The 21,835-nt window shown below is 74.4% G+C and carries 16 protein-coding genes and 1 pseudogene; 10 read left to right on the forward strand and 7 right to left on the reverse strand.

What is annotated here, in order from left to right; translation table 11 throughout:
- Nucleotides 1-3: 3 nt before the first annotated feature.
- From DT076_RS06525 to DT076_RS06535, 3 genes are all read left to right on the forward strand, one after another.
- Nucleotides 4-996, forward strand: a complete 993-nt coding sequence (locus tag DT076_RS06525; protein ID WP_114125848.1) for an AraC family transcriptional regulator — start codon at nucleotides 4-6, stop codon at nucleotides 994-996.
- Between the two features lie 164 nt (nucleotides 997-1,160).
- Nucleotides 1,161-1,484 (forward strand): ArsR/SmtB family transcription factor, encoded by a 324-nt coding sequence (locus tag DT076_RS06530; protein ID WP_114126021.1) that lies wholly within the window; start codon nucleotides 1,161-1,163, stop codon nucleotides 1,482-1,484.
- A complete protein-coding gene (locus tag DT076_RS06535; protein ID WP_114125849.1) occupies nucleotides 1,481-2,248 on the forward strand; it encodes a cation diffusion facilitator family transporter in 768 nt (255 codons plus the stop codon). Before DT076_RS06530 ends, DT076_RS06535 begins: the two co-directional genes overlap by 4 nt.
- Before the next feature lie 106 nt (nucleotides 2,249-2,354).
- On the opposite strand, the gene cydC is transcribed toward DT076_RS06535, so the two are convergent.
- From cydC to DT076_RS06550, 4 genes and pseudogenes are all read right to left on the reverse strand, one after another.
- The gene (gene cydC / locus DT076_RS19865; protein WP_267896810.1) at nucleotides 2,355-4,253 is read right to left on the reverse strand and encodes a thiol reductant ABC exporter subunit CydC; all 1,899 of its coding nucleotides are present in this window, start codon (nucleotides 4,251-4,253) and stop codon (nucleotides 2,355-2,357) included.
- A 93-nt stretch (nucleotides 4,254-4,346) separates the two neighbouring features.
- Nucleotides 4,347-5,996 (reverse strand): annotated as a pseudogene (gene cydD / locus DT076_RS19870) (thiol reductant ABC exporter subunit CydD); the annotation flags it as partial.
- Nucleotides 5,996-7,009 carry a cytochrome d ubiquinol oxidase subunit II gene (cydB, locus tag DT076_RS06545; protein WP_114126022.1) on the reverse strand — a complete coding sequence of 338 codons (1,014 nt, stop codon included), beginning with the start codon at nucleotides 7,007-7,009 and terminating at the stop codon, nucleotides 5,996-5,998. The pseudogene cydD and the gene cydB, both read right to left, overlap by 1 nt.
- 23 nt (nucleotides 7,010-7,032) lie before the next feature.
- A complete protein-coding gene (locus tag DT076_RS06550) occupies nucleotides 7,033-8,454 on the reverse strand; it encodes a cytochrome ubiquinol oxidase subunit I (RefSeq protein ID WP_114125851.1) in 1,422 nt (473 codons plus the stop codon).
- 137 nt (nucleotides 8,455-8,591) lie between these two features.
- Between DT076_RS06550 and DT076_RS06555 the strand changes: the two genes are divergently transcribed.
- Both DT076_RS06555 and DT076_RS06560 read left to right on the forward strand, forming a co-directional pair.
- Nucleotides 8,592-8,972: a BlaI/MecI/CopY family transcriptional regulator gene (locus DT076_RS06555; protein ID WP_114125852.1), complete on the forward strand. Its 381-nt coding sequence runs from the start codon at nucleotides 8,592-8,594 to the stop codon at nucleotides 8,970-8,972.
- A 6-nt stretch (nucleotides 8,973-8,978) separates the two neighbouring features.
- Entirely contained in the window at nucleotides 8,979-9,902 is a 924-nt protein-coding gene (locus tag DT076_RS06560) for a M56 family metallopeptidase (RefSeq protein WP_114125853.1), read from the forward strand.
- 19 nt (nucleotides 9,903-9,921) lie between these two features.
- Here DT076_RS06560 and DT076_RS06565 read toward each other — a convergent pair whose 3' ends face one another.
- From DT076_RS06565 to DT076_RS06575, 3 genes are all read right to left on the reverse strand, one after another.
- Nucleotides 9,922-10,215 carry a thiamine-binding protein gene (locus DT076_RS06565; RefSeq protein WP_114125854.1) on the reverse strand — a complete coding sequence of 98 codons (294 nt, stop codon included), beginning with the start codon at nucleotides 10,213-10,215 and terminating at the stop codon, nucleotides 9,922-9,924.
- 259 nt (nucleotides 10,216-10,474) lie between these two features.
- On the reverse strand, nucleotides 10,475-12,745 hold the full coding sequence (locus DT076_RS06570) for a family 78 glycoside hydrolase catalytic domain (RefSeq protein WP_114125855.1): 2,271 nt from the start codon (nucleotides 12,743-12,745) through the stop codon (nucleotides 10,475-10,477).
- Between the two features lie 331 nt (nucleotides 12,746-13,076).
- Nucleotides 13,077-14,498 carry a CCA tRNA nucleotidyltransferase gene (locus DT076_RS06575; RefSeq protein WP_114126023.1) on the reverse strand — a complete coding sequence of 474 codons (1,422 nt, stop codon included), beginning with the start codon at nucleotides 14,496-14,498 and terminating at the stop codon, nucleotides 13,077-13,079.
- Nucleotides 14,499-14,645: 147 nt separating this feature from the next.
- On the opposite strand from DT076_RS06575, the gene DT076_RS06580 reads away from it, so the two are divergent.
- The 5 genes from DT076_RS06580 to DT076_RS06600 all read left to right on the forward strand — a co-directional run bounded on the left by DT076_RS06580 (nucleotide 14,646) and on the right by DT076_RS06600 (nucleotide 21,795).
- Nucleotides 14,646-16,757, forward strand: coding sequence for a DUF6049 family protein (locus DT076_RS06580; protein ID WP_147264079.1), 2,112 nt, complete (start codon nucleotides 14,646-14,648; stop codon nucleotides 16,755-16,757).
- Nucleotides 16,754-20,332: a murein biosynthesis integral membrane protein MurJ gene (gene murJ, locus DT076_RS06585; RefSeq protein ID WP_114125857.1), complete on the forward strand. Its 3,579-nt coding sequence runs from the start codon at nucleotides 16,754-16,756 to the stop codon at nucleotides 20,330-20,332. Before DT076_RS06580 ends, murJ begins: the two co-directional genes overlap by 4 nt.
- Nucleotides 20,329-20,925: an RNA polymerase sigma factor SigM gene (gene sigM / locus DT076_RS06590; RefSeq protein ID WP_114125858.1), complete on the forward strand. Its 597-nt coding sequence runs from the start codon at nucleotides 20,329-20,331 to the stop codon at nucleotides 20,923-20,925. The genes murJ and sigM overlap by 4 nt, the downstream gene beginning before the upstream one ends.
- Nucleotides 20,922-21,407, forward strand: a complete 486-nt coding sequence (locus DT076_RS06595) for a hypothetical protein (protein ID WP_114125859.1) — start codon at nucleotides 20,922-20,924, stop codon at nucleotides 21,405-21,407. The genes sigM and DT076_RS06595 overlap by 4 nt, the downstream gene beginning before the upstream one ends.
- Nucleotides 21,408-21,540: 133 nt before the next feature.
- Entirely contained in the window at nucleotides 21,541-21,795 is a 255-nt protein-coding gene (locus DT076_RS06600; RefSeq protein ID WP_114125860.1) for a hypothetical protein, read from the forward strand.
- The last annotated feature ends 40 nt before the right edge of the window (nucleotides 21,796-21,835 follow it).

Below are 21,835 nucleotides of genomic sequence, written 5' to 3' on the forward strand. Positions count from 1 at the left end.
AACGTGCCGTCCAGCAGTGCTTACCGATCGTCCACCAACGACGTCGTCGCCCTCGAGGCGCACGACCCCTTCCGCGATGCCCTTGCGCTGGCCCGCCCCCGCGCCGTCGCTCCGGTCCCGCTGCACGCGACGTCACCGTGGAGGGCCCGGTTCTCCCCCTTCCCGCACATCAAGCTCGGTGTCGTGGTGGAGGGCGGGTGCTGGCTGTGCGTCGACGGTCTAGAACCCCTGCTCCTGCGCACGGGCGACTTCTACCTCCTCGGCAACCCACCTCCCTACGGCCTCGGGAGCTCGATCGAGTTGGCCCGGGGCCACGGCGCGGACGAGCTGCTCCCCGAGGAGGCGGATGCGAGCGCGCTCTCGCTGGGCTCCGTCACGTACACGTGCAGCGTCGACTTCGAGTTCCAGGACTCCGAGGCGTCGATCCTGTTCGCGCCGATCCCCCCAGCTGTCCTCGTCAAGGCGCACGAGCCCGACGGGAAACTGCTGTGGAACATCGCGACGCTGCTGGTCAACGAGATGGAGACACAGCGGGTCGGCCGATCGCTCGTCCTCGAGCACCTGGCCCAGATCCTCTTGGTGCACATGCTGCGGTCGCACGCCGGTTCCTCCCCCGAGCCACTGGGCTGGCTCGCCTCAGTCACCGACGACGGCATCGGGGCGGCGTTGCGAGCCGTTCACGCCGATCCCGCCCGTCGCTGGACGCTCGAGGAGCTCGCCGGGACCGCGATGATGTCGAGGTCGGCCTTCGCCGCCACCTTCCGCAGGAGAGTGGGAAGACCGCCCCGGGACTACCTGATCGAGTGGCGGATGCAGCTAGCGCGTGCCGCATTGCGCACGGACGCCTCCCTGACGGCCATCGCAGCGGCCATCGGGTACCAGTCCGAGAGTGCCTTCAGTACCGCTTTCCGGCGCGTCGTCGGGACGTCACCACGGGAGTTCCGTGTCGCCCAGCGCGTGCAGCAGCGCGACCGTCCGTCTGGTCGTGCTGGGTGACCGGCCGCTAACACTAAGCAGGCCTCTCGTACACGTCTAGATTTGCTGACCGGACTGGGCTGGTGGACCGCTACGTTCTGACCACCATCCTGGCGATCAATCGGATTGGCGGCGCTCCTACGGGGGCCGTTCACGAGGCGGAGCGGATCTCTGAGGCCGCGCCGATGGCGGCGGTGTGCCAGTTCCAGTCCCTGGCCGACCCGGCCCGGTTGACCATCCTGCGCCACCTCGCCCTGGGCGAGCACCGGGTGGTCGACCTCACCGCTCACCTTGGTCTGGGCCAGAGCACCTCCTCGGCCCACCTGGCCTGCCTGCGCGACTGCGGCCTGGTGAGCTCGCGTACCGTCGGGCGGGCCTCGATGTACTCCCTCGCCGTCCCCGCCGAGCTGATGGGGGTGCTGGCGGCCGCTGAGCGGCTGCTGGCCGCCACCGGGGACGCGGTCGCCCTCTGCCCCACCTCCGGCGTCGGGCAGCGAGACCAGCAGTGAGCGGGCACTCCCACAGCCACGCCCCCAGCACCGCCACCGGTGAGCACCGGCGCCGGCTGGTGATCGCGGTAGCGATCACCACCTCGGTGCTCATCGCCCAGATCGTAGGCGGGTTGGTGTCGGGGTCGCTGTCGCTGGTCGCCGATGCCGGGCACGTGCTCGCCGACTCCACCGGTCTGGTGATCGCTCTGATCGCCACCGGGCTCGCCGCCCGGCCGGCCACCGCAGCGCGGACCTTCGGGTTGCGGCGGGTGGAGATCCTCGCAGCCTTCGCCAACGGGCTGCTGCTGGTGGCGATCGCGGTGTGGGTGCTGATCAGCGCCATCGACCGGTGGAACGAGCCGGTGGAAATCTCCTCCAGCCTGATGCTGGCCGTGGCCGTGTTCGGTGCGCTGGCGAACCTGGCCTCCCTGGCCATCTTCGTCCTCCTCATCCCCCCGGGCCTGGGGGCTGCTGCGCGAGGTCGTCGACGTCCTGCTCGAGGCCACCCCCGCGGGGTCGACCTCGCCGAGGTCCGCCGCCACATCCGCGAGATCCCCGGAGTGGTCGACGTGCACGACCTCCACGCCTGGACCATCACCAGCGGCGTCCCGGTCCTGTCCGCCCACGTCATCGTCGACGACGACTGCATCGCCGGCGGCCAGACCGGCATCGTGCTGGACCGCCTGGGTGAGTGCCTGGGCGCGGACTTCGACATCGACCACTGCACCTTCGAGCTCGAACCCGAAGGACACCGCGCACACGAGCCAGCTCACCACGCCTGACGCCAGGCAGCCGCTGATTCCCAGCGCCCCGTTCGCGCCTCTGATCGCCCCGGGCCCGGCATCATCCGTACGAAAGCCCTGCCAACTGCAGTGCGCTGCTCGTCTTTCACGGGGTCCGGACGGGGTCGGGGAGCGGGTCGGAGGGGGCGCGCCCGGCCCGGGCGGAGAGGTGCACCACCTCGACATCGCTCCACTCCTGCCGCAGCAGCTCGGGCTGGTGGCTGACGACCAGCACCGGCGCGCCGGCGAAGAGGGTGTCGACGTCGCGGAGCAGGGCCCGCGCGGTCTCGGCGTCCAGGTGCTCGGTCGGCTCGTCCAGCACCACGGTGGCCGGGGCAGCCAGCAGCACGCGGGCCAGCGCGACCCGCCGCGCCTCACCACCGGACAGCCGGGTGCCGTGCTCGCCGACGTGGCGCTCCAGCGGGAGGTCGAGCCGGACGCGGCGCAGCGCCTCGAGGAGCTCGGCGTCGGTGGCGTCGGGACGTCCCAGCCGGAGGTTCTCCGCCACCGTGGTGTCGAAGAGGTGGGCGTCCTGGGTGAGGCAGCCGACCGGACCGCCCACCGCGACCGTGCCCGCCCGTGGGGCGAGCTGGCCGAGCAGGGTCGCCAGCAGGGTCGACTTGCCGACCCCGCTCGGGCCCACCAGCACCACCCGGCGGCCCGGGCGCACCCGCAACGACACCGGCTCGGTGAGGTCGGACGTCCGCCCGACGACCAGCCCGTCCAGCACGACCCCCGGCTCCCCCGCCCACTCCTCCGCCGGTTCGAGGTCATCGCGCACGCCGGGAGCTCCGGTATCACCTCGAACCGTGCGGACGGCCGCGCGCTCTCCTGCCGGTTTGAGGTAATCGCGCTGCCTAGCGGACGCGGTATCACCTCGAACGGGGAAGGGGACGGGGCGCTGCAGGCCGTCGAGACGCGCGAGGGCGGCGGCGGTGCGCCGGCGCGCCTGCTCGGCGTCCACCAGCGGCAGCAGCAGCTCGTGCAGGGCCAGCGGGGTGAGCGCGAGCACCGCCAGCGCGGGCCCGGACAGCTGGCCGGCGGCGACGGCCGTCCCACCGACCCCGAGCAGGGCCACCACCGTGACGGCCAGCGCCAGCCACGCCCCGAGCTGGCCCAGCCCGCGGGCGGTCGCCGCACGCTGCTCGGCCTCCCGCAGCCGGGCGGCCGCGGCCCGTGCCGGCTCGAGCCCGCGGGCCTCCTGGCCGGTGAGGTGCAGCAGGACGGTGTGCCGGTGCAGCCGCAAGACCGCCTCGGCCAGCTCACCGCCGAGCGGGGCGATCCGGGCGTCCAGGCGGGCGGAGACGTGCCCGGCGAGCCGCGGGACCACGAGGCCGGCCAGCAGCAGGTAGCCGGCGAGCACGACCGCGGCCGCCGGCACCAGGAGGGCGAACCCGGTCACCGCGAGGGCCCCGACGCCGAACGCGGTCAGCACCGGCATCCGGACCCGGACCACCCGGTCCTGGGCGGCCTCGGTGTCGAGCACCAGCCGGGCCACCAGGTCGCCCAGCCGGCGTCCGACCATCGGCTGGTCGGCGAGCGCGGCGTAGCTGTCCAGCCGGGCACGGGCCTGGTGGCGCAGCCCCAGCCGGTGCGCGGCGAGCCGGTCGAGGTAGCGCAGCACCCCGCGGCTGAGCCCGAAGAAGCGGACCGCGGTGACGGCCACCAGCAGGTGCAGCACCGGCGGCTGCTCGGCGGCGCGGGCGATGAGCCACGCGGAGGTGGCCATCAGCGCCACGGCGGCGGCGCCGGTGCCGAGCGCGGCGGCTGCGGCCGTGATCGTGGCAACCGTCGTCGGCCGGGTGGGTGACGGTGGGGGCTGGGGGACGGGGTCCCGCCCGCCACGCCCCGACCCCGTCCGCCAGCCCCCACCTTCAGCGGTCGCCGTCGATTGGTGGTCGTGAGCGGCCGCAGCCGCCGCGCTCGGCGGGGCGCCACCGCCGTCACGCTGCGTGTCTGCGCCTCTCGCGCGGAGGGGCGGAGGGAACTCGTCGAGCACAGCCACCTGCGGCCCGACCGCCTCACCCGACCCCAGCGGGCTGAGCCTGTCGGAGCCCGAGGAAGCGACCGGGTCGGCGGACTCGCGGAGCGGACGGGGGAGCTCGACGACGCGGTCGGCGGCGGCGAGCACGGCGGGGCGGTGGGAGACGACGAGGACGGTGACGCCGAGGCGACGCAGCTCGGAGATGACCGTGGCCTCGGTGTCGGCGTCCAGGCCGGCGGTGGGCTCGTCGAGGAGCAGCAGCTCGGCACCCCCGCAGTCGAGGGCGAGCAGGGCGCGGGCCAGCGCGATCCGGCGCTGCTCGCCGGCCGACAGCCCGGAGCCGTCAGCGGCGACCCTGCGGTCGAGCCCGATGTCGGGAGCGCCGGCCCGGTCGAGCGCGGCCCGGACCCGGGTCAGCGGAGCACCCCGGGCCCCGAGCGCGACGTTGTCACCGACGGTGGACGGCCAGAGATCCGGCACCTGCCCCACCCAGGCCACCCGACGCCGCCAGGACGCGGCGTCCACCTGCTCCAGCGGCACCCCGTCGACGAGCACGGCACCGGAGGTCGGCCGCAGGTGCCCCAGCAGTGCCGTCAGCAGCGTCGACTTGCCCGACCCGCTCGGCCCGCTGAGCGCCACCACCTCACCGCGCCCCAGGGTGAGCGACAACCCCCTCACCACCGGCACGCCACCCCGCCGCACGGTCACGTCGCGCAGCTCCACCGGTGCCACCCGCCGGTCGTCGTCGTCGCGGGGAGGGTGGTGCACCGAACTCGGTGCAGAAGGCTCCCCGGTAGCGGCCGGCGCCTCGTCGAGGAGGGCGAAGGCCTGCTCGGCGGCAGCCATCCCGTCGGCGGCGTCGTGGTAGCGGGCGCCCACCTGGCGCAGTGGCGCGTACACCTCCGGGGCGAGCACGAGCACCAGCAGCCCGGTGAACAGGCTCAGCTCGCCGTCGACCAGGCGCAGGCCGATGCCCACCGCCACCAGCGCCACCGAGAGGGTCGCCAGCAGCTCCAGCACCAGCGCGGAGAGGAAGGCCACCCGCAGCGTCTGCAGGGTCGCCTGCTCGTGGCGCTGCTCGACCCGGCGCAGCCCGGCCACCTGGTTGCGGGCCCGGCCGAACACCTGCAGGGTGCCCAGCCCGGCGACCAGGTCGGCGAAGTGGTGCGCCAGCCGCGACCGGGCACGCCAGCGGGCGTCCAGCCGGTCGCGGGTGACCAGACCCACCAGCACCATGAACAACGGGATCAGCGGCAGCGTCACCACGACCACCACCAGCGAGGTGAGGTCGGCCAGCCCGATCGCCACCCCGACCACCACCGGCACCACCACGGCGAGCACCAGCTGCGGCAGGTAGCCCGAGAACCAGGCGTCCAGCGCCTCCACCCCGCGGGTCACCAGCCCGACCAGCGCGCCGCCGGAGGTCTCCGAACCGTCCCCGAGCTCACCCGGACGGGCCAGCCGCGCGGCCAGCAGCTCCTCCCGCAGCTGGGTCTTCGCCGCCGCGGACGCCCGGTGTGCAGCCCACTGCTGGGCGGCCGCCAGCAACCCGCGGGACGCCAGGACGCCCGCCAGCCCGAGCGTGGCCCGGGGATCGGCCGGGTCGCCGGCGACCAGCCCGGCGACCAGACCGGCCAGCAGCCACGCCCCGGCCACGGTGGCCACGGCCTGCGCGGTGCCGAGGACGACCAGCAGCGCGACGGCCCCGCGGGTGGCGCGGCTGCGGCGCAGCAGACGGGGGTCGACCGGTGCCCGGGAGGCCATCAACGCCTCCCGGCGGCGACCAGCTGGGCGTCCGGCATGTGGTGGGTGCCGAGCCGCTTGCGGAAGACCCAGTAGGTCCAGCACTGGTAGCCGATCACCACCGGCGTCACCACGATCGCGGCGACCGTCATGATGCCGAGCGTGTAGTCGGTGGAGGAGGAGCCGCTTACGGTCAGGCTCCAGGCGGGGTCGAGCGAGGAGACCATCACCCGCGGGAAGAGCGTGACGAACAGGGTCGCCACCAGCGCGGCGGTGGCCAGGGCCGTCCCGGCGAACGCCCAGCCCTCCCGGCCGTCCCGGGCGGCGACCAGACCCCCGACGAGCCCGACCAGGACGAGCAACGCCGGCACCGCCGGCCACGGGCTGGTGGCCTGCCCGAGCACCGTCCAGGCCAGGAAGACGGCGGCGACGGCCACCGTCAGCAGCCCGCTCGCCAGCGCCCAGCGGCGGGCACGGACGCGGATGTCACCCACCGTCTTGAGCCCGACGAACAGCGCGCCGTGGGTGAGGAAGAGGCTGGTGGTGAGCAGCGCGCCGAGCAGCCCGTACGGGGTCAGCACGCTGCCGACCACCTCACCCTCCGCGTTGACCGGGACGCCGCCGACCAGGCTGGACAGCACCAGCCCCCACAGCGCCGCGGGCACGGCCGAGCCGAGGACGATCGCCCACTCCCAGCGTCGCTGCCAGGTGAGGTCGTCGCGCTTGTGCCGGAACTCGAAGCCCACGTTGCGCACGATCAGGGCCAGCAGCACCAGCAGCATCGGCAGGTAGAAGCCGGAGAAGAGCGTGGCGTACCAGTCGGGGAAGGCGGCGAAGGTGGCGCCGACCGCGGTGATCAGCCAGACCTCGTTGGCGTCGAACACCGGGCCGACCGTGTTGATCATGACGCGGCGCTCGGCGCGGTCGCGGGCGGCCGGCAGCAGCATCCCGACGCCGAAGTCGAAGCCCTCGAGCACCAGGTAGCCCGTCCACAGCACGGCCACCAGGCCGAACCACAGCACCCGCAGGTCCATGATCATCTCCTCCTCGGGTCAGGTCAGTAGGCGAAGGTGAGGGGCTCGTCGTCCTCGAGCACCTTGGGCGGCGGGGCGTCGTCGAGGCCCTTGCGGATCCAGGTCAGCATCAGCCGCACCTCGACCACCGCGAGCACGGTGTACACGGCGGTGAAGGCGACCAGCGAGACGACCACCTCGAGCACCGTGGTCGAGGGCGAGACGCCGGCGGCGGTCGGCATCAGCCCGAACACCAGCCAGGGCTGCCGCCCGGTCTCGGTGAAGATCCAGCCGAAGGAGTTGGCCAGCAGCGGCAGCAGCGGGAGCACCACCAGCGCCGGCGTCGTCCACCACCCCTGCGGGACGCGGCCGCGCCGGGTCAGCCAGAGCATCGCCGCGCCGACCCCCATCGCCGCCACCCCGAGCCCGATCATCAGCCGGAACGTCCAGTAGGCCAGCGGGATGTTGGGCGCGTAGCTGCCCGGCCCCCAGGTCGCCTCGTAGGCCTCCTGCAGGTCGCGGATGCCCTCCACCTCGGCGGTCGGGTCGCCGGTGGCGAGGAAGCTCAGCAGGTACGGCACCTTGATCGAGAACAGCTCGCGCTCGCCGTCGAGGGAGCCGATGGTGATGACGGAGAAGCTCGCCGGCTGCTCGGTCTCGTAGGCCGCCTCGGCCGCGGCCATCTTCATCGGCTGGACGTCGTACATCACCTTGGCCTGCAGGTCGCCCGAGATCAGCACGCCCAGCCCGGCGACGAGCAGCACCACCGCGCCGAGCCGCATGGCCGAGCGCCAGGTGCGGACCTCGTCCTCCTCCACACCCTCGGCCGCCCGGCGGGACGACCGCAGCAGGTGCCAGCCGGCCACGGCGGCGACGAAGGCGCCGGCCACCATGAAGCAGGCGAAGATCTGGTGGGGGAAGGTGACCAGCACCACCGGGTTGGTCAGCACCGCACCGATGTCGGTCAGCTCGGCCCGACCGCGCTCGGCGTTGACCGTGAACCCGACCGGGTTCTGCATGAACGAGTTGGCGGCGAGGATGAAGTAGGCGCTGAACACCGTGCCGGTCGAGGCGAGCCAGATGGTCATCAGGTGCAGCCGGCGCGGCAGCCGGTCCCAGCCGAAGATCCACAGCCCGAGGAAGGTCGACTCCAGGAAGAAGGCGACCAGACCCTCCAGCGCGAGCGGCGCGCCGAAGATGTCGCCGACGAAGCGGGAGTACTCCGACCAGTTCAGGCCGAACTGGAACTCCTGCACGATCCCGGTGACCACACCGAGGATGAAGTTGATGAGGAAGAGCTTGCCGAAGAAGCGGGTGAGCCGCAGCCACCGCTCGTTCCCGGTGCGCACCCAGACGGTCTGCATCACCGCGACCAGCGCGGACAGGCCGATCGTCAGCGGGACGAAGAAGAAGTGGTAGACGGTGGTGATCGCGAACTGCCACCGCGCGAGGTCGACGGCTTCCATGGACCTCAATCTACTACGCATCGTCGTACTACGACATGTCGTGATGCTCACACGGCCAGCGGGAAAGGGCCGGCCGGGGTCGGGGAACGGGCACGGACGGAGCACGTCCTACACGGCGTCGTAGTACTATCGACGGCGTGGCGACCCTGGGTGAGCTCGAGCGGGCGGTGATGGAGCAGCTGTGGGCTGCCGACTCCCCGCTCAGCGTGCGCGAGGTGCACCAGGCGCTCGGCAGCGAGCGCGAGCTCGCCTACACCACCGTGATGACGGTGCTCGACCGCCTGGCCAAGAAGGACGTCGTCAGCCGCGAGCGGGTCGGACGGGCCTGGATGTACCGGCCGACGAGCACCCGCGAGGCGATGGTGGCCGAGGTGATGCACTCCGCTCTCGTCGAGCAGGAGGTCGACCGCAGCGCGGCGCTGATGGCCTTCGTCAACCGGGTCTCCCCCGACGAGATGGCCCTGCTGCGTGACGCCCTCGGCCAGGTCGAGGAACGCCACAGCTCCCGACAGGACTGACCCGGCGTGGGCGGCCCCCTGCTCGACCTCCCCTGGCTGCCCAGCGGCTGGCTGGTCGCGCCGGTGCTGGCCGGGCTGGCGCTGGTGCTGGTGAAGCCCGGCCCGTCCTGGGTGCGCCGGTGGCGCTTCCTGCACCTGGTGCCGCGGCCGGCGACCGTGCTCTGGCAGGCCGGCACGCTGAGCGCCCTGATCGCCACGGTCGGCGCCGGCGGGGTCGCGGCCTGGCAGCTGTGGCACCTCGGTGAGGGCCACCCGGTGGTGGCGGTGCTGATGGTGGCCGCCGCCGCCTTCGCGCTCAACGTGGTGGTGCGGCTGGTCTGGGGGGTGGTCGTGGTGACCCGGCAGAGCACCACCCGCCGGATCCGGCACCGCCGCTCGGTCGACCTGCTCGCCCGGGTGGACGCCGCCGCGCCGACCGTCCGCGGGATCGCGGCCGACCGCGTCCGGGTGCTCGCCGAGGCGATGCCGATGGCCTACTGCCTGCCCGGCGTGCGCCAGTCCCGGCTGGTGGTGAGCACCGGCACCCTGGAGCAGCTGCACGGCGACGAGCTGGAGGCGGTGCTCGCGCACGAGCGGGCGCACCTGCGGGCCCGGCACGACGTGGTCCTCGACTGGTTCGCCTCGGTGCACCGCGCCTTCCCGCACGTGGTCCGCAGCGACGTCGCCCTGGACGAGGGCCGGCTGCTGGTGGAGATGCTGGCCGACGACGCCGCCCGGCGCGAGGTCGGCTCGGTGCCGGTGGCCCGGGCGCTGGTGCGGATGGCCGGCAGCCCGGTGCCGACCGAGGCCCTCGGCGCCGCCGGTCCGGGTCTGGTGGAACGGGTGCGACGGCTCTCGGACGACCGGGAGCACCGGGCGTTGTCGGTCGCGGTCTACGCGCTGGCCGCGGTGCTGGTCGCCAGCCCGGTCGGCATCCTCGTCGTGCTCTGAACCCGGCCCCGGAGGGGTCTCAGAGCAGGTCCTCCACCCGCTGCACCTTGGCGGTGAGCTGCCCGGTGTGGCCGGGACGGATGTCGGCCTTGAGCACGAGGCTGACCCGCGGCGAGCGCGCGGCCAGGGCGTCCACGCACTGCTTGACCACCGCCATCACCTCGTCCCACTCGCCCTCGATGTTGGTGAACATGGCGTTGGTCTCGTTGGGCAGACCGGACGCCCGGACGATGCGGACCGCCTCCGCGACGGCCTCGGAGACCCCGCCGGTGTCGTCCCCGGCGGCTGGGCTGATGCTGAACGCGACGAGCATGCCCCCACCCTGCCACCCACGCCCAGCCGACCAACCCTCCCCTCCCCTCCGCGAGTGTGGCCGAACCGTCGGTCGAACCGCAGGGAACCGACGATCTGGCCACAGTCGCGGGCCGGGAGGGGCCGGGAGGGCCGCCCGTCCACACCGCCCCACCCCCGCGAGTGTGGCCGAACCGTCGGTCCGGACCCCGGGGAACCGACGATTCCGCCACACTCGCGGGCTGGGCGGGGGCGGGCGTGGGCCGGGGGCGGTGGTGGGGTCAGGGGGCGGTGGCGGTGAGGGTGTGCTCGCCGGGCTCGAGCTCCTGCTCCTCCGCGCCGGGCAGCCGGACCAGCGCGGACGTCCCCTCCGGCACGGTGACCCGGACGTCGAGCTGGCCGTCGGCGACGTCCCAGCGCACCCGGGCCAGCCCGTGCGGGGTCTCCAGCGAGGTCTCGGCCCAGGTCAGCCCGCCACCGGGACGCGGCGCCACCAGCAGGCGCCGGTAGCCCGGTTCGAGCGCGGCCAGGCCGCCGACCACGCGGTGCACCCAGTCGGCCACCGCACCGAGGGCGTAGTGGTTGAAGCTCGTCATCTCCCCGGGGTTGATCGAGCCGTCGGGCAGCATCGAGTCCCAGCGCTCCCAGATCGTCGTCGCCCCCATCGTCACCGGGTAGAGCCACGACGGGCACTCGGTCTGCAGCAGCAGCCGGTAGGCCTCCTCGAGGTGACCGGTGCTGCTGAGCGCGTCGGCGATGAACGGCGTCCCGGCGAATCCCGTCGAGATGTGGTAGCCGCTCTCGGCGACCAGCTCGGCCAGCCGCTTCCCGGCGCGTTCGCGGTCGGCCGGGTCGAGCAGGTCGAACACCAGGGCCAGCGAGTACACCGTGGTGCAGTCGCTCTTCACCCTGCCGTCGCGCACGTAGGCCCGGTTGAACGCGGTCCGCAGCTCCTCGGCCAGGGTGGCGAACTCGGCCACCTCCTCGGTGCGTCCCAGCGCGGTGGCCGCCTCGGCCACCATCCGGGCGCTGCGGGCGATGCAGGCGGTGGCCACCACGTACCGGTCGGCCTTCGCGTCGGCGGGGTGGTGGGGGTCGGCGTCGGGGTCGAGCCAGTCCCCGAACTGGAACCCGCTGTCCCACAGGCCGTCGTCGGACAGCCGCGAGCGCACCCGCCGGACGTGGGCGGCCATCGACTCGAAGCTCTCGGCCAGCACCGTCGGGTCGCCGTAGGCCCGCCACACCGCCATCGGCACCCACACCGCCGCGTCGCTCCACACCGCGGTGCTGTCCACCGGCACGAAGTCGGGCGGGTTCGGCATCCGCCGGATCAGGTCGGGCACCACGTAGGGCACCAGCCCGTCCTGGTGGCGCTGCTCGAGGTCGAGGTCGCGCAGCCAGTCGCGCAGGAAGTCCTCGGCGTCGAACAGCCGGACGGCCGTGGGGGCGAAGGCGGCGATGTCACCGGTCCAGCCCAGGCGCTCGTCGCGCTGCGGGCAGTCGGTGGGGACGTCGAGGAAGTTGCCGCGCATCCCCCACACCACGTTCTCGTGCAACCGCGAGAGCAGCGGCTCGGAGCAGTCGAAGTACCCGATCCGGCGCAGGTCGGAGCTGACCACCACCGCGGTCAGCGCGTCCGCTCCGATCGCGTCCACGCCGCCCGGCCAGCCGTCCACCTCGACGTAGCGGAAGCCGTGGAAGGTGAAGGTGGGCTCGAAGACGTCCGCCCCGCCGGAGAGGGTGAAGCGGTCCGTCGCCTGCGCGGAGCGCAGTGGGCGGGTGCCGAGCTCCTCGTGCTCCAGCACCTCGGCGTGGCGCAGGGTGACCGTGCTGCCGGCCTCACCCTGCACCCGGACCCGCACCCAGCCGACCAGGTTCTGCCCGAAGTCGACGAGCACCCGTCCCGACGGGCTGGTCCAGACCCGCTCCGGCGACAGCTCGGTGATCCGACGCACCGGCGGGCCGACGTACGGCTCGAGCCGGGCCAGGTCGTGCCCGACCACCCGCACCGCCTGCCAGCCGCTGTCGTCGAAGCCGGGCTGGGCCCACCTCGGGTCGTACCGGCGCGCGTCGATGCTCTGCCCGTCGTAGAGCGAGTCCGACGTCGTCGGCCCGGCCGCGGCCCGCCAGCTCTCGTCGGTGCCGATCACCTGCACGTGCCCGTCGGCGAAGCACACGGTCAGCTCGGCGATCGCCGCCAGCTGCTCGCCGTAGGGCGCGCACCGGGGGGCCCAGCCCAGCCGTCCGCGCCACCAGCCGTCACCCAGCGCGACCGCGAGCACCGTGTCGGTGCCGTCGGCGAGCAGGGCGGTGACGTCGTGCTCGGCGTAGCGCAGCCGCCACTCGTAGGCCGACCACCCGGGGGTGAGGACGTCGGCGGCGACCGGACGACCGCCCAGCCAGGCCTCGACCACCCCGAGCGCGGACCACCGCAGCGTCGCCGAGGCCACCGCTCCGTGCCCGGGGTCGAGCCGGACGTCGCCGCGGAGCAGCGGGGCCCCGTCGAGCTCGGTGGCGGGAGTGACGAAGCGTGCGGACCAGGCGTGGGACATCGGTGCTCCTGGGACGGGGACGTCGGTGCGAGCCGCCTCCCGGGACCTGCGCAGCCCCCGGTGGCCGGCTGCTGAGGATGCTAGTGGGTCGGCCCGGGCCGTGGTCCGCGGGCGGGAATGATCTGCCGGACCCGCCGGTTGGACCAGGTGACCGGCACGGACCGAGTCCCCGGGCCCCAACCAGAGCCGTCGCGGAACCCGTCCGACGGGGCCGCGAGTGCGCCACCCGCCGCGAGGCGACCACCGTGCCGGTCCTGTACTTCTCTTCGGCTGACCGCCCCTCGACACTGATCGCCCCTCGACACGCTCAGGGCGCCGGGGCCGGGGACGCTCAGGCGGAGCGCTCGGCCCACCAGCGGCGCAGCTCGGCCTCGGCCTCCTCCGGGGTGGCCGGGCCGTGCTCCATCCGGAAGTCGAGCAGGTGCCGGTAGGCCTGGCCCACCTCCGGGCCGGGCGGCAGGTCGAGCAGGGCCATGATCTGGTTGCCGTCCAGGTCGGGGCGGATGGCCTCCAGCTCCTCCTGCTCGGCCAGCTCGCCGATGCGGCGCTCCAGGTCGTCGTAGGCCTGCCGGAGCCGGGCCGCCTTGCGCTGGTTGCGGGTGGTGCAGTCGGCGCGGGTGAGGATGTGCAGCCGCTCCAGCTGGTCCCCGGCGTCGCGGACGTAGCGGCGCACCGCGGAGTCGGTCCACTGCCCGTCGCGGTAGCCGTGGAAGCGCAGGTGCAGCTCCACCAGCCGGCTCACCGCCTTGGTCTCCTCCGCCGAGAACCGCAGCTCCTTCATCCGCCTCCGGGTGAGCTTGGCCCCGACCACGTCGTGGTGGTGGAACGACACCTTCCCGCCCGGCTCGAACCGGCGGGTGGCCGGCTTGCCGATGTCGTGCAGCAACGCGGCCAGCCGGTTGACCAGGTCGGGACGCCGCTCCAGCCGGTGCTCCAGCTCGATCGCCTGCTCCAGCACCGTGAGGCTGTGCTGGTAGACGTCCTTGTGCCGGTGGTGCTCGTCGCGCTCCAGCCGCAGCGCCGGCAGCTCGGGCAGCACCCGGTCGGCGATCCCGGTGCGCACCAGCAGGTCCAGCCCCGCCCGCGGCGAGGACGTCAGCAGCAGCTTGGTCAGCTCGTCGCGGACCCGCTCGGCGGAGATGATGTCGATCCGGTCCGCCATCGCCGTCATCGCCGCCGCCACGTCCTCGCTGACGGTGAAGCCGAGCTGGCTGGCGAACCGGGCCGCCCGCATCATCCGCAGCGGGTCGTCGCTGAACGACTGCTCGGCCGTGCCCGGGGTGCGGATCACGCCGGCGGCCAGGTCGTCCAGGCCGTCGTACGGGTCGACGAAGGTGCCGCCGGGCACGGTGACGTCGATCGCCATCGCGTTGACCCGGAAGTCCCGCCGCACCAGGTCCTCGGTCAGCGAGTCGCCGAACGACACCTCGGGCTTGCGGCTGTCGGAGCGGTAGGCGTCGCTGCGGAAGGTGGTCACCTCGACCACCCACTCCTCCACTCCCGCCCCCGGAACGGCTGACTCGACCTTGCAGCCGATGGTCCCGAACGCCTTGCCCACCGTCCAGACCGCGGAGCCGAACCCGCGCAGCAGCCGCTCGATGTCGTCTGGCCGGGCGGAGGTGGTGAGGTCGAGGTCGTGGCCGAGCTGGCCCAGCAGGGCGTCGCGGACCGAGCCACCGACGAGGTAGAGCTCGTGGCCGGCGTCGGCGAACAGGCGTCCCAGACGTCCCACCACCGGTGTGATCCGCAGCATCTCGCCGACGGCGTTCGTCTGGGCTCGGTTCAGGCTGGGCACGACCGTCCAGACTACCGAGCGCGGACGCCGGTGGCGATCCGCCGCCCGACCGGCCACGCAGCGCGGGAGCCCCGCCGGGCCGGACGCCGACCGTAGGATGACCGGGTGACCGCTCCGCCACCGCGCCGACCCCGGCTGCGGGGTGTGGTGACCCGGTGTGCGGTGGCGCTGGCGCTGCTGGCCGCCCTGCTCGGGGCGCTGCCGGCCGCACCGGCCGCGGTCGCCGCCGAGCCGCAGGAGGTGTCGCTGCGGTTGGAGGCGGTCACCCCGGGCGTGCTGGACGCCGCCGGCGACACCACCCTCACCCTGCGCGGGACGGCGACCAACACCCGGGAGACGCCGGTGCGCAACCTGCAGCTGATGCTGTGGCGCGACCAGGGCACCCTCTACACCGCCGAGGACCAGCTCACCGACCTCGCGCTGGCCCCGGCCACGCTGCCGGTCGGCGCCCGCGTGTTCGAGGTGGAGACCGCCTACACCACCGACCTGCCCCCGGTGCTCGAGCCCGGCCAGAGCGTGCCGTTCGAGCTCAGCGCCACCGTCGACCAGCTGGGGCTGCCAGCCGGCACCGGGGCCGCCCTGGTCGGTGTGCACGCGCGCGAGAACGGCAGCCAGACCGTCGGCCGGGTCCGCACCCTGGTGCCGGTGGTCGGCACCGACCCGGACCCCGTCGACCTCGTCTCGGTGGTGCAGCTGGACGCTGCCCCGTCCCGGCTCGCGCCCGACCTCTTCGCCGACGACGGCCTGGGCAGCGACCTCACCGAGGGCGGACGCCTCGACACCCTGCTCACCAGCGCCTCCCGGGAGGGGGTGAGCTGGGCGGTCGACCCGCTGCTGGTCGCCGAGGTCGCCGACCTGGCCGACGGCTACCGGGTGGCCGGCGACGAGGCACGGCCCGGGGAGCACGCCGAGGCGGCCCGGCGGTGGCTGTCCCGGCTGGAGGCGCTGCCGGCCGAGACCGGCTACCGGCTGCCCTGGGGCACCCCCGACCTGCTCGCGGTCGCCTCGCACGACGACGCCGCCCTCACCGACGCGGTGGTCGCCGCCCAGCGTCCCGACGCCCTGGCCGCCACCGAGCAGCTCGGCCGCGTCGCCGAGCTGCCGCTGCTGGTGATCCCGGTCGGCGGCGGGCTGGACGCCGAGGGACTGGCGCTGGTGGAGCGGATGGACCCGGCGGTGGTGCTCGTCTCCGGTGCGGAGGGCTCGGCGGTGCTCGAGCACGAGGACGGGGCCGCGCTCGGCGACGTCGACGCCGCCGCGTTCACCCCGACGATCGGGCCCGAACCGCTCGACACCCCGCCGCAGGTCGTGCAGCACCTGCGCACCCGCACCCTGATGGCCGCCCTGCAGGGCGAGCAAGCCGTGGTGCGGGTGGTCGACACCGCCGACCGCGCCCGGGCCGAGGAGCAGGCCGACGCGGGCGCAGAATGGCAGCGCCGCGTCCCGCTGCAGGAGTGGCTGACCACCCTCGCCGACCCGCTCACCGACCAGCTGACCGGACCGGCCGCCGGCGCCGCGGACCAGCTGGCCCCCGACGTGCTCGCCGACGCCGTCCGGCTCCGCTCCGCCACCGTCGCGGCGGCCGAGCTGCTGGTCGACCCCACCGTCACCGAGGACGCCGACCGCGTCACCTCCACCGCCGTCAGCAGCTGGTGGCGGGCCGGCGCGGCCGACCAGGCGGGCCGGCAGCGCTGGATCGCACCCCGCCGCGCCTTCCTCGACTCGCTGCTCGACGGTGAGGCGATCGCGCTGTCGGTGCCCGACGACGTGGAGATGTCGGCCCGCTCCGGCTCCTTCCCGGTGACGGTGACCAACCGGCTCGAACGGGCCGTCCGCGTCCAGGTGCTGTTCACCAGCGAGAACGCCCAGCGCCTCACCGTGCCCCCGGTCACCGGCATCGAGCTGGCACCGGGCCAGACCGTCACCACGACGGCGTCCCCCCGGGCCCGCGTGAACGGGGCGCTGACCGCCCGCGCCCAGCTCGCGACGCCCTCCGGCCGCGCCTTCGGCGAGATCGAGGACGTGCGGATCCGGGCCACCCAGGTCGGGCGCGCCGGCTGGGTGATCGTCATCGCCTCAGGCATCGTGCTGGTCGGTGGCACCGTGCTGCGCGTGCGGCAGGTCCGCGCCTCGCAGCGCGCCGCCACCACGGACCCGGGGAACGCCGAACGCGGCGGGGACGTGCCGCAGTCCGCCGAGGAGGAGACCCGCCGATGAGCACCGACGTCGCGAGCCGGTCGCTGATCTCCTCGAGCGCCCTGATGGCCTCGGGCACGATGGTCTCCCGCGTGCTCGGCTTCGTCCGCGCCGTGCTGATCGCGACCGTGCTCGGCAACGCCACCCGCCAGGGCGAGATCTTCACCTTCGCCAACACCGTCCCCAACAGCCTCTACATCCTCTTCGCCGGCGGGGCGCTCAACTCGGTGCTGGTGCCGCAGATCGTGCGGGCCACCCGCCACGACGAGGACGAGGGCGAGGCCTACACCAACCGGATCATGACCGCCTTCCTGGCGATCATCGCCGTGGTCACGGTGGTGGTCATCCTGCTGGCGCCGCTGGTGCTGCGCATCTACACCGACGCGGGCTGGCGCGACCCGGCCCTGTCGGAGCAGTACCGCTCCATGCTCACCCTGACCTACCTGTGCCTGCCGCAGATCTTCTTCTACGGCGCCTTCTTCCTGGCCGGCCAGGTGCTCAACGCCCGGGGCCGGTTCGGCCCGATGATGTGGGCGCCGATCGTCAACAACCTCGTCTCGATCGCGATCTTCGTCGGCTACCTGCTGGTCTTCGGCACCGGCGGCGACCGCTCCCAGGCCTTCACCACCGGGCAGGAGCTGCTGCTCGGCATCGGCTCCACCCTCGGCATCGCCGTCCAGGCCGCCGTGCTGCTGCCCTTCCTGCGCCGGGCCGGGTTCGTCTACCGGCCGCGGTTCGACCTGCGCGGCGTCGGGCTGGGCCGGACGTTCTCGCTGGCCAAGTGGACCCTCGGGTTCGTGGTGATGACCCAGCTGGCCCTGGTGGTGGTCAACCGGCTGGCCAGCACCGCCACCACCGACAGCGAGACCGGCGGCGGCCTGCTCGTCTACCAGAACGCCTACCTGATCTGGATCCTGCCGCACTCGGTGATCACCGTCTCGCTGGCCACCGCGATGGTGACCTCGGCCTCCGACCTCGCCGCCCAGGGCGACCTGCGCGGGGTCGCCCGCGAGACCACCCGGACGATGAAGCTGGCCAGCACGGTGCTGCTGCCGGCGGCGGTCGCGTTCGCGGTGCTCTCCCAGCCGGTGGCGCGGCTGGCCTTCGGCTTCGGGGAGGGGGCGGCGGACTACCCGCTGGTGGGCTGGGCGCTGGCCGCCTTCGCCCTCGGGCTCGTGCCGTTCACCCTGTTCTACCTGTGCACCCGCGCCTTCTACTCCCTGGAGGACACCCGCACCCCGTTCCTGCTGCAGGCGCTGGTCGCCGGACTCAACGCCGGTCTGGCGGTGCTGCTGGTGCAGCTGGTGGACAACCCCCGGCTGGTGGCCGCCGCGCTCGCGCTGTCGTACTCGCTGGCCTACCTGCTGGCGGTGGTGGTGGCGCTGCTGCGGCTGCGGGCCCGGCTGCCCGGGCTCGGCCTGCGGGCGCTGGTCCGCCACCTGGTCCGGGTGGTGGTCGCCATCGCGCCCAGCGCGCTGGTCGCCTGGCTGGTGACCTGGGGCCTCGGGGTGCTCGGCGACGGCCGGCTGGTCTCGGCGCTGGCGCTGGCGCTGGCCGGGGTGCTGGCCGTCGCGGTGTACGTGGTGATGGCCCGGGTGCTGCACCTGCGCGAGGTCGACGACATCGTCGGCACGCTGCTGCGCCGCGGGTCGGGCGGTGCCCCGGCGGAGGCCGTCGACGGCACCCGGCCTGACGGCGCGGTCGGCACCCGGGAGGATGGGGGTCACGAGCCGGCGAGGCGGACGGAGGACGAGGTGCCCGACGCGGAGGAGGAGGGTCGTCCCGACCCGGCTGCCGACGCCCGTCCCGCGCCCGTGTCGTCCGACGCCGACACCGCCCCGCTCGACGCGGTGGACCGGCCCACCCCGGCGTCCCCGGCGCTCCCGCCGACGGTCCGCGCCGCCCTGCCCGACGACCCCACCGACCCCGACGCCACCCGCCGGAACCCGATCCAGCCGGACGCCGCGCGCCCGGATGCCGAGGACACCCCGCCGGACGGCTCCGCCGCGACCCAGCGCGCGGGTGACCTGCTGGGCCGGCGGTACCGGTTGCAGGAGATCGTGGCCGGACGCTCCGACACCCACACCTGGCGCGCCTTCGACCAGGTGCTCTCGCGCTCGGTTCTGGTGCAGGTGCTGCCGCCGGACGACCCGCGCTCACCGGCCCTGCTCGAGGCCGCCCGCGCCTCGGCCGCCGCCACCGACTCCCGCTTCCTGCGGGTGCTCGACGCGGTGCCCGGCGACGCCCCCGACGTCGGCCCCTACATCGTCACCGAGTACGCCTCCGGCCAGACCCTGGAGGTGCTGCTCTCCCAGGGCCCGCTCTCGGCCCTCGAGGCGGCCTGGCTGGTGCGCGAGGCTGCGGACGCCCTGACCGGCGTGCACGCGATGGGCCTGCACCACCGCCACCTCGGACCGGACGCGGTCACCGTCACCCCCGCCGGCAACCTCAAGATCACCGGCTTCCTGCTCGACGCCGCGATCAGCGACGACGTCGACGACGACCCGGGCGCCGAGCCGACCGGCGTCCGGACCGAGGACGGGGAGGCCCGCGACGTCGAGGACCTCGGTCGCCTGCTGTACGCCGCCCTGGTCTGCCGCTGGCCCGGTGGGCACCGGTTCGGGCTGGAGCGCGCGCCGGTGCACGGGGAGCGGCTGCTGACGCCCCGGCAGGTCCAGCACGGCGTCTCCCCGGCGCTGGACCGCATCTGCGACCAGATCCTCTCCCCAGTCCCCCGCGGCCACGAGCCCCGGCTCACCACCGCGGCCGAGGTCAGCGCCGCGCTCACCCGCGTGCTCGGCACCGCCGACGCGTCCCACGACCTCGAGCGCCGGGTGCGCCAGCCGGTCCCGGTGGTGGGCTCGGGCGATCCGGACGCCGTCGTCGGTCCGGTGCCGCCCGAGATCGTCCACGCCACCCACACCAGCCCCAGCAGCGCGGCCAGCGCCGACCCGGAGCGACCCGGCTCGGTGCGGGTGGTGCACACCGGTGCCCCGCGGCAGCGCCGCTGGCTGGCGGTCCTGGTGCTGCTGCTGGTGCTGGCGCTGATCGGTGCCCTGGTGACGGTGTTCGTGCAGAGCCAGGCCCGGTTCGCCGGCGACGCGCCGGCCCCGACCGGCGCGCCGACGCCCGGCCCGGTGCAGGTGCGGTCGGTGACCGTCTTCGACCCCGAGGGCGACCCGCCCGGTGAGGAGAACAACGAGCAGGCACCGCTGGCCGTCGACGGCGACCCCGAGACGGCCTGGCAGACCGTGTACTACCGCGGCAACCCCGAGCTCGGTGGTCTGAAACGCGGTGTCGGGCTGGTGCTCGACCTCGGGGAGGTCCGCGACGTCACCGGTGTCAGCGTGCTGCTGCCGGAGGAGGCGACCGCGCTGGAGGTGCTGGCCCCGACCGACCGCACCACCGCCGAGGCCCCGCTGGACTCCGACGAGAGCTGGGAGGTCGTCGCCGAGGACGGGTCGGCCACCGGGCAGACCGAGCTGGCCCTGGCCGAGACCACCAGCACCCGGTTCGTGCTGGTCTACCTCACCTCGCTGCCGCCCGCCGGCGACTCCTACCGCGGCAGCATCTACGAGGTCGGGGTGAGCGGGTGAGCGCCCTCCCTCCGTCCGGCGCCGACGGCACCCGCACCGACCGGGAGCTGCTCGCCGCCCACGTCGCCGGCGACGACACCGCCTTCGCCGAGCTGGTGCGCCGCCACTCCGACCGGCTCTGGACGCTCGCGCTGCGCACCATGCACAACCGCCAGGACGCCGAGGACGCCCTCCAGGAGGCGCTGGTCTCGGCCTTCCGCCGCGCCGACACCTTCCGCGGCGACGCCGCGGTCACCACCTGGCTGCACCGGGTGGTGGTCAACGCCTGCCTGGACCGGATCCGCCGCAACCAGGTGCGCCGCACCGATCCGCTGCCCGAGCACGCCGAGCGGGTGCTGCCCGCCACCGACGACCCCGAGGCCGAGACCGAGGCCGGGCTGCGCCGGGTGGCGGTGCTGCAGGCGCTGCGCCAGCTCAACGCCGACCAGCGGGCCGCCCTGGTGCTGGTCGACATGGAGGGCTACTCCGTCGAGGAGGCCGCCACCATCCTGGGCTGCGCGCCCGGGACGGTGAAGAGCCGCTGCTTCCGGGGTCGGGCCAGGCTGGCACCGCTGCTGGCCCCCCTGCGGGCGCACGAGCAGGACCGCACGTGAGCGCGGAGGAGCGCTGGCCGGGTGAGCTGGACAGCAACCAGCGCTGGCAGCCGCACGTCGTCGTGGCCAGCGTGGCCGCGGTGGTGCTGTCGGGTCTGCTGGCGCGCGGCGGCGCCCCGGGCTGGCCCGCCGTGGTGGCGCTGGTGCTGCTGCTGCTCGCCGGCTACCTGCTGCTGGTCTGGCTGCGCACCCGCGCCCGGATGGCGGTCGACGGCGGCGTGCTCACCGTGCGGCGCTGGTCGGCCGTGCACCGGGTGCGCGCGGAGGAGGTCACCGGGGTGCGGCAGCGGCTCAGCAGCCAGGGTCCGGACTTCCGGCTGGACGTCGGCGGGCGGACGGTGTTCGTCCCGGCCTCGCGGGTGCGGCGCGGGCACTCGGTCTTCTTCGACTGGCTGCTCGAGGGCAACCCCGGCGTCCCGCTCGACCGCGGCACCGCCCGCACCCTCGACGTGGTGCGCTCGAGAGGACTGATCGAGCGGTGAGGGCCCGACGGCGGTGGCCGCGGACCGGCCGGCACGTACCCTGGGGGAACCACCGGAGCCCGTCGGCCGTCACAGGCGCGGACCCGGGGGGTCGGGGACGACCAGCAGCGACGGCGACGGACGGGAGACGCGGGTGAGCGAGCACGACGCCGACGCACCGCTGCCGGACTGGCTCGCCGACGCCTCCGCCGAACCGGTGCCCGCCGACGTCCTGCGCCGGATGCTGGGCACCGTGGAGGCCGAGGTGCAGCGCCGCGCCGAGGGCGAGACGACCCGCGAGCGGGCCGCCGCCATCGCCGCCTCGCTGGAGCGGACCAACCGGGGCACCTACGGCATCAACGTCCCCCGCCGGCCCACCGTCCCGCACGCCGAGCACCGCACCGGCTGACCGCCGCCACCGGCACCCGCCCCGGAGCACCGGCCTCGGC

Origin of the sequence: Desertihabitans brevis (genome assembly GCF_003327535.1) — a bacterium.
GTDB classification, from domain to species: domain Bacteria; phylum Actinomycetota; class Actinomycetes; order Propionibacteriales; family Propionibacteriaceae; genus Desertihabitans; species Desertihabitans brevis.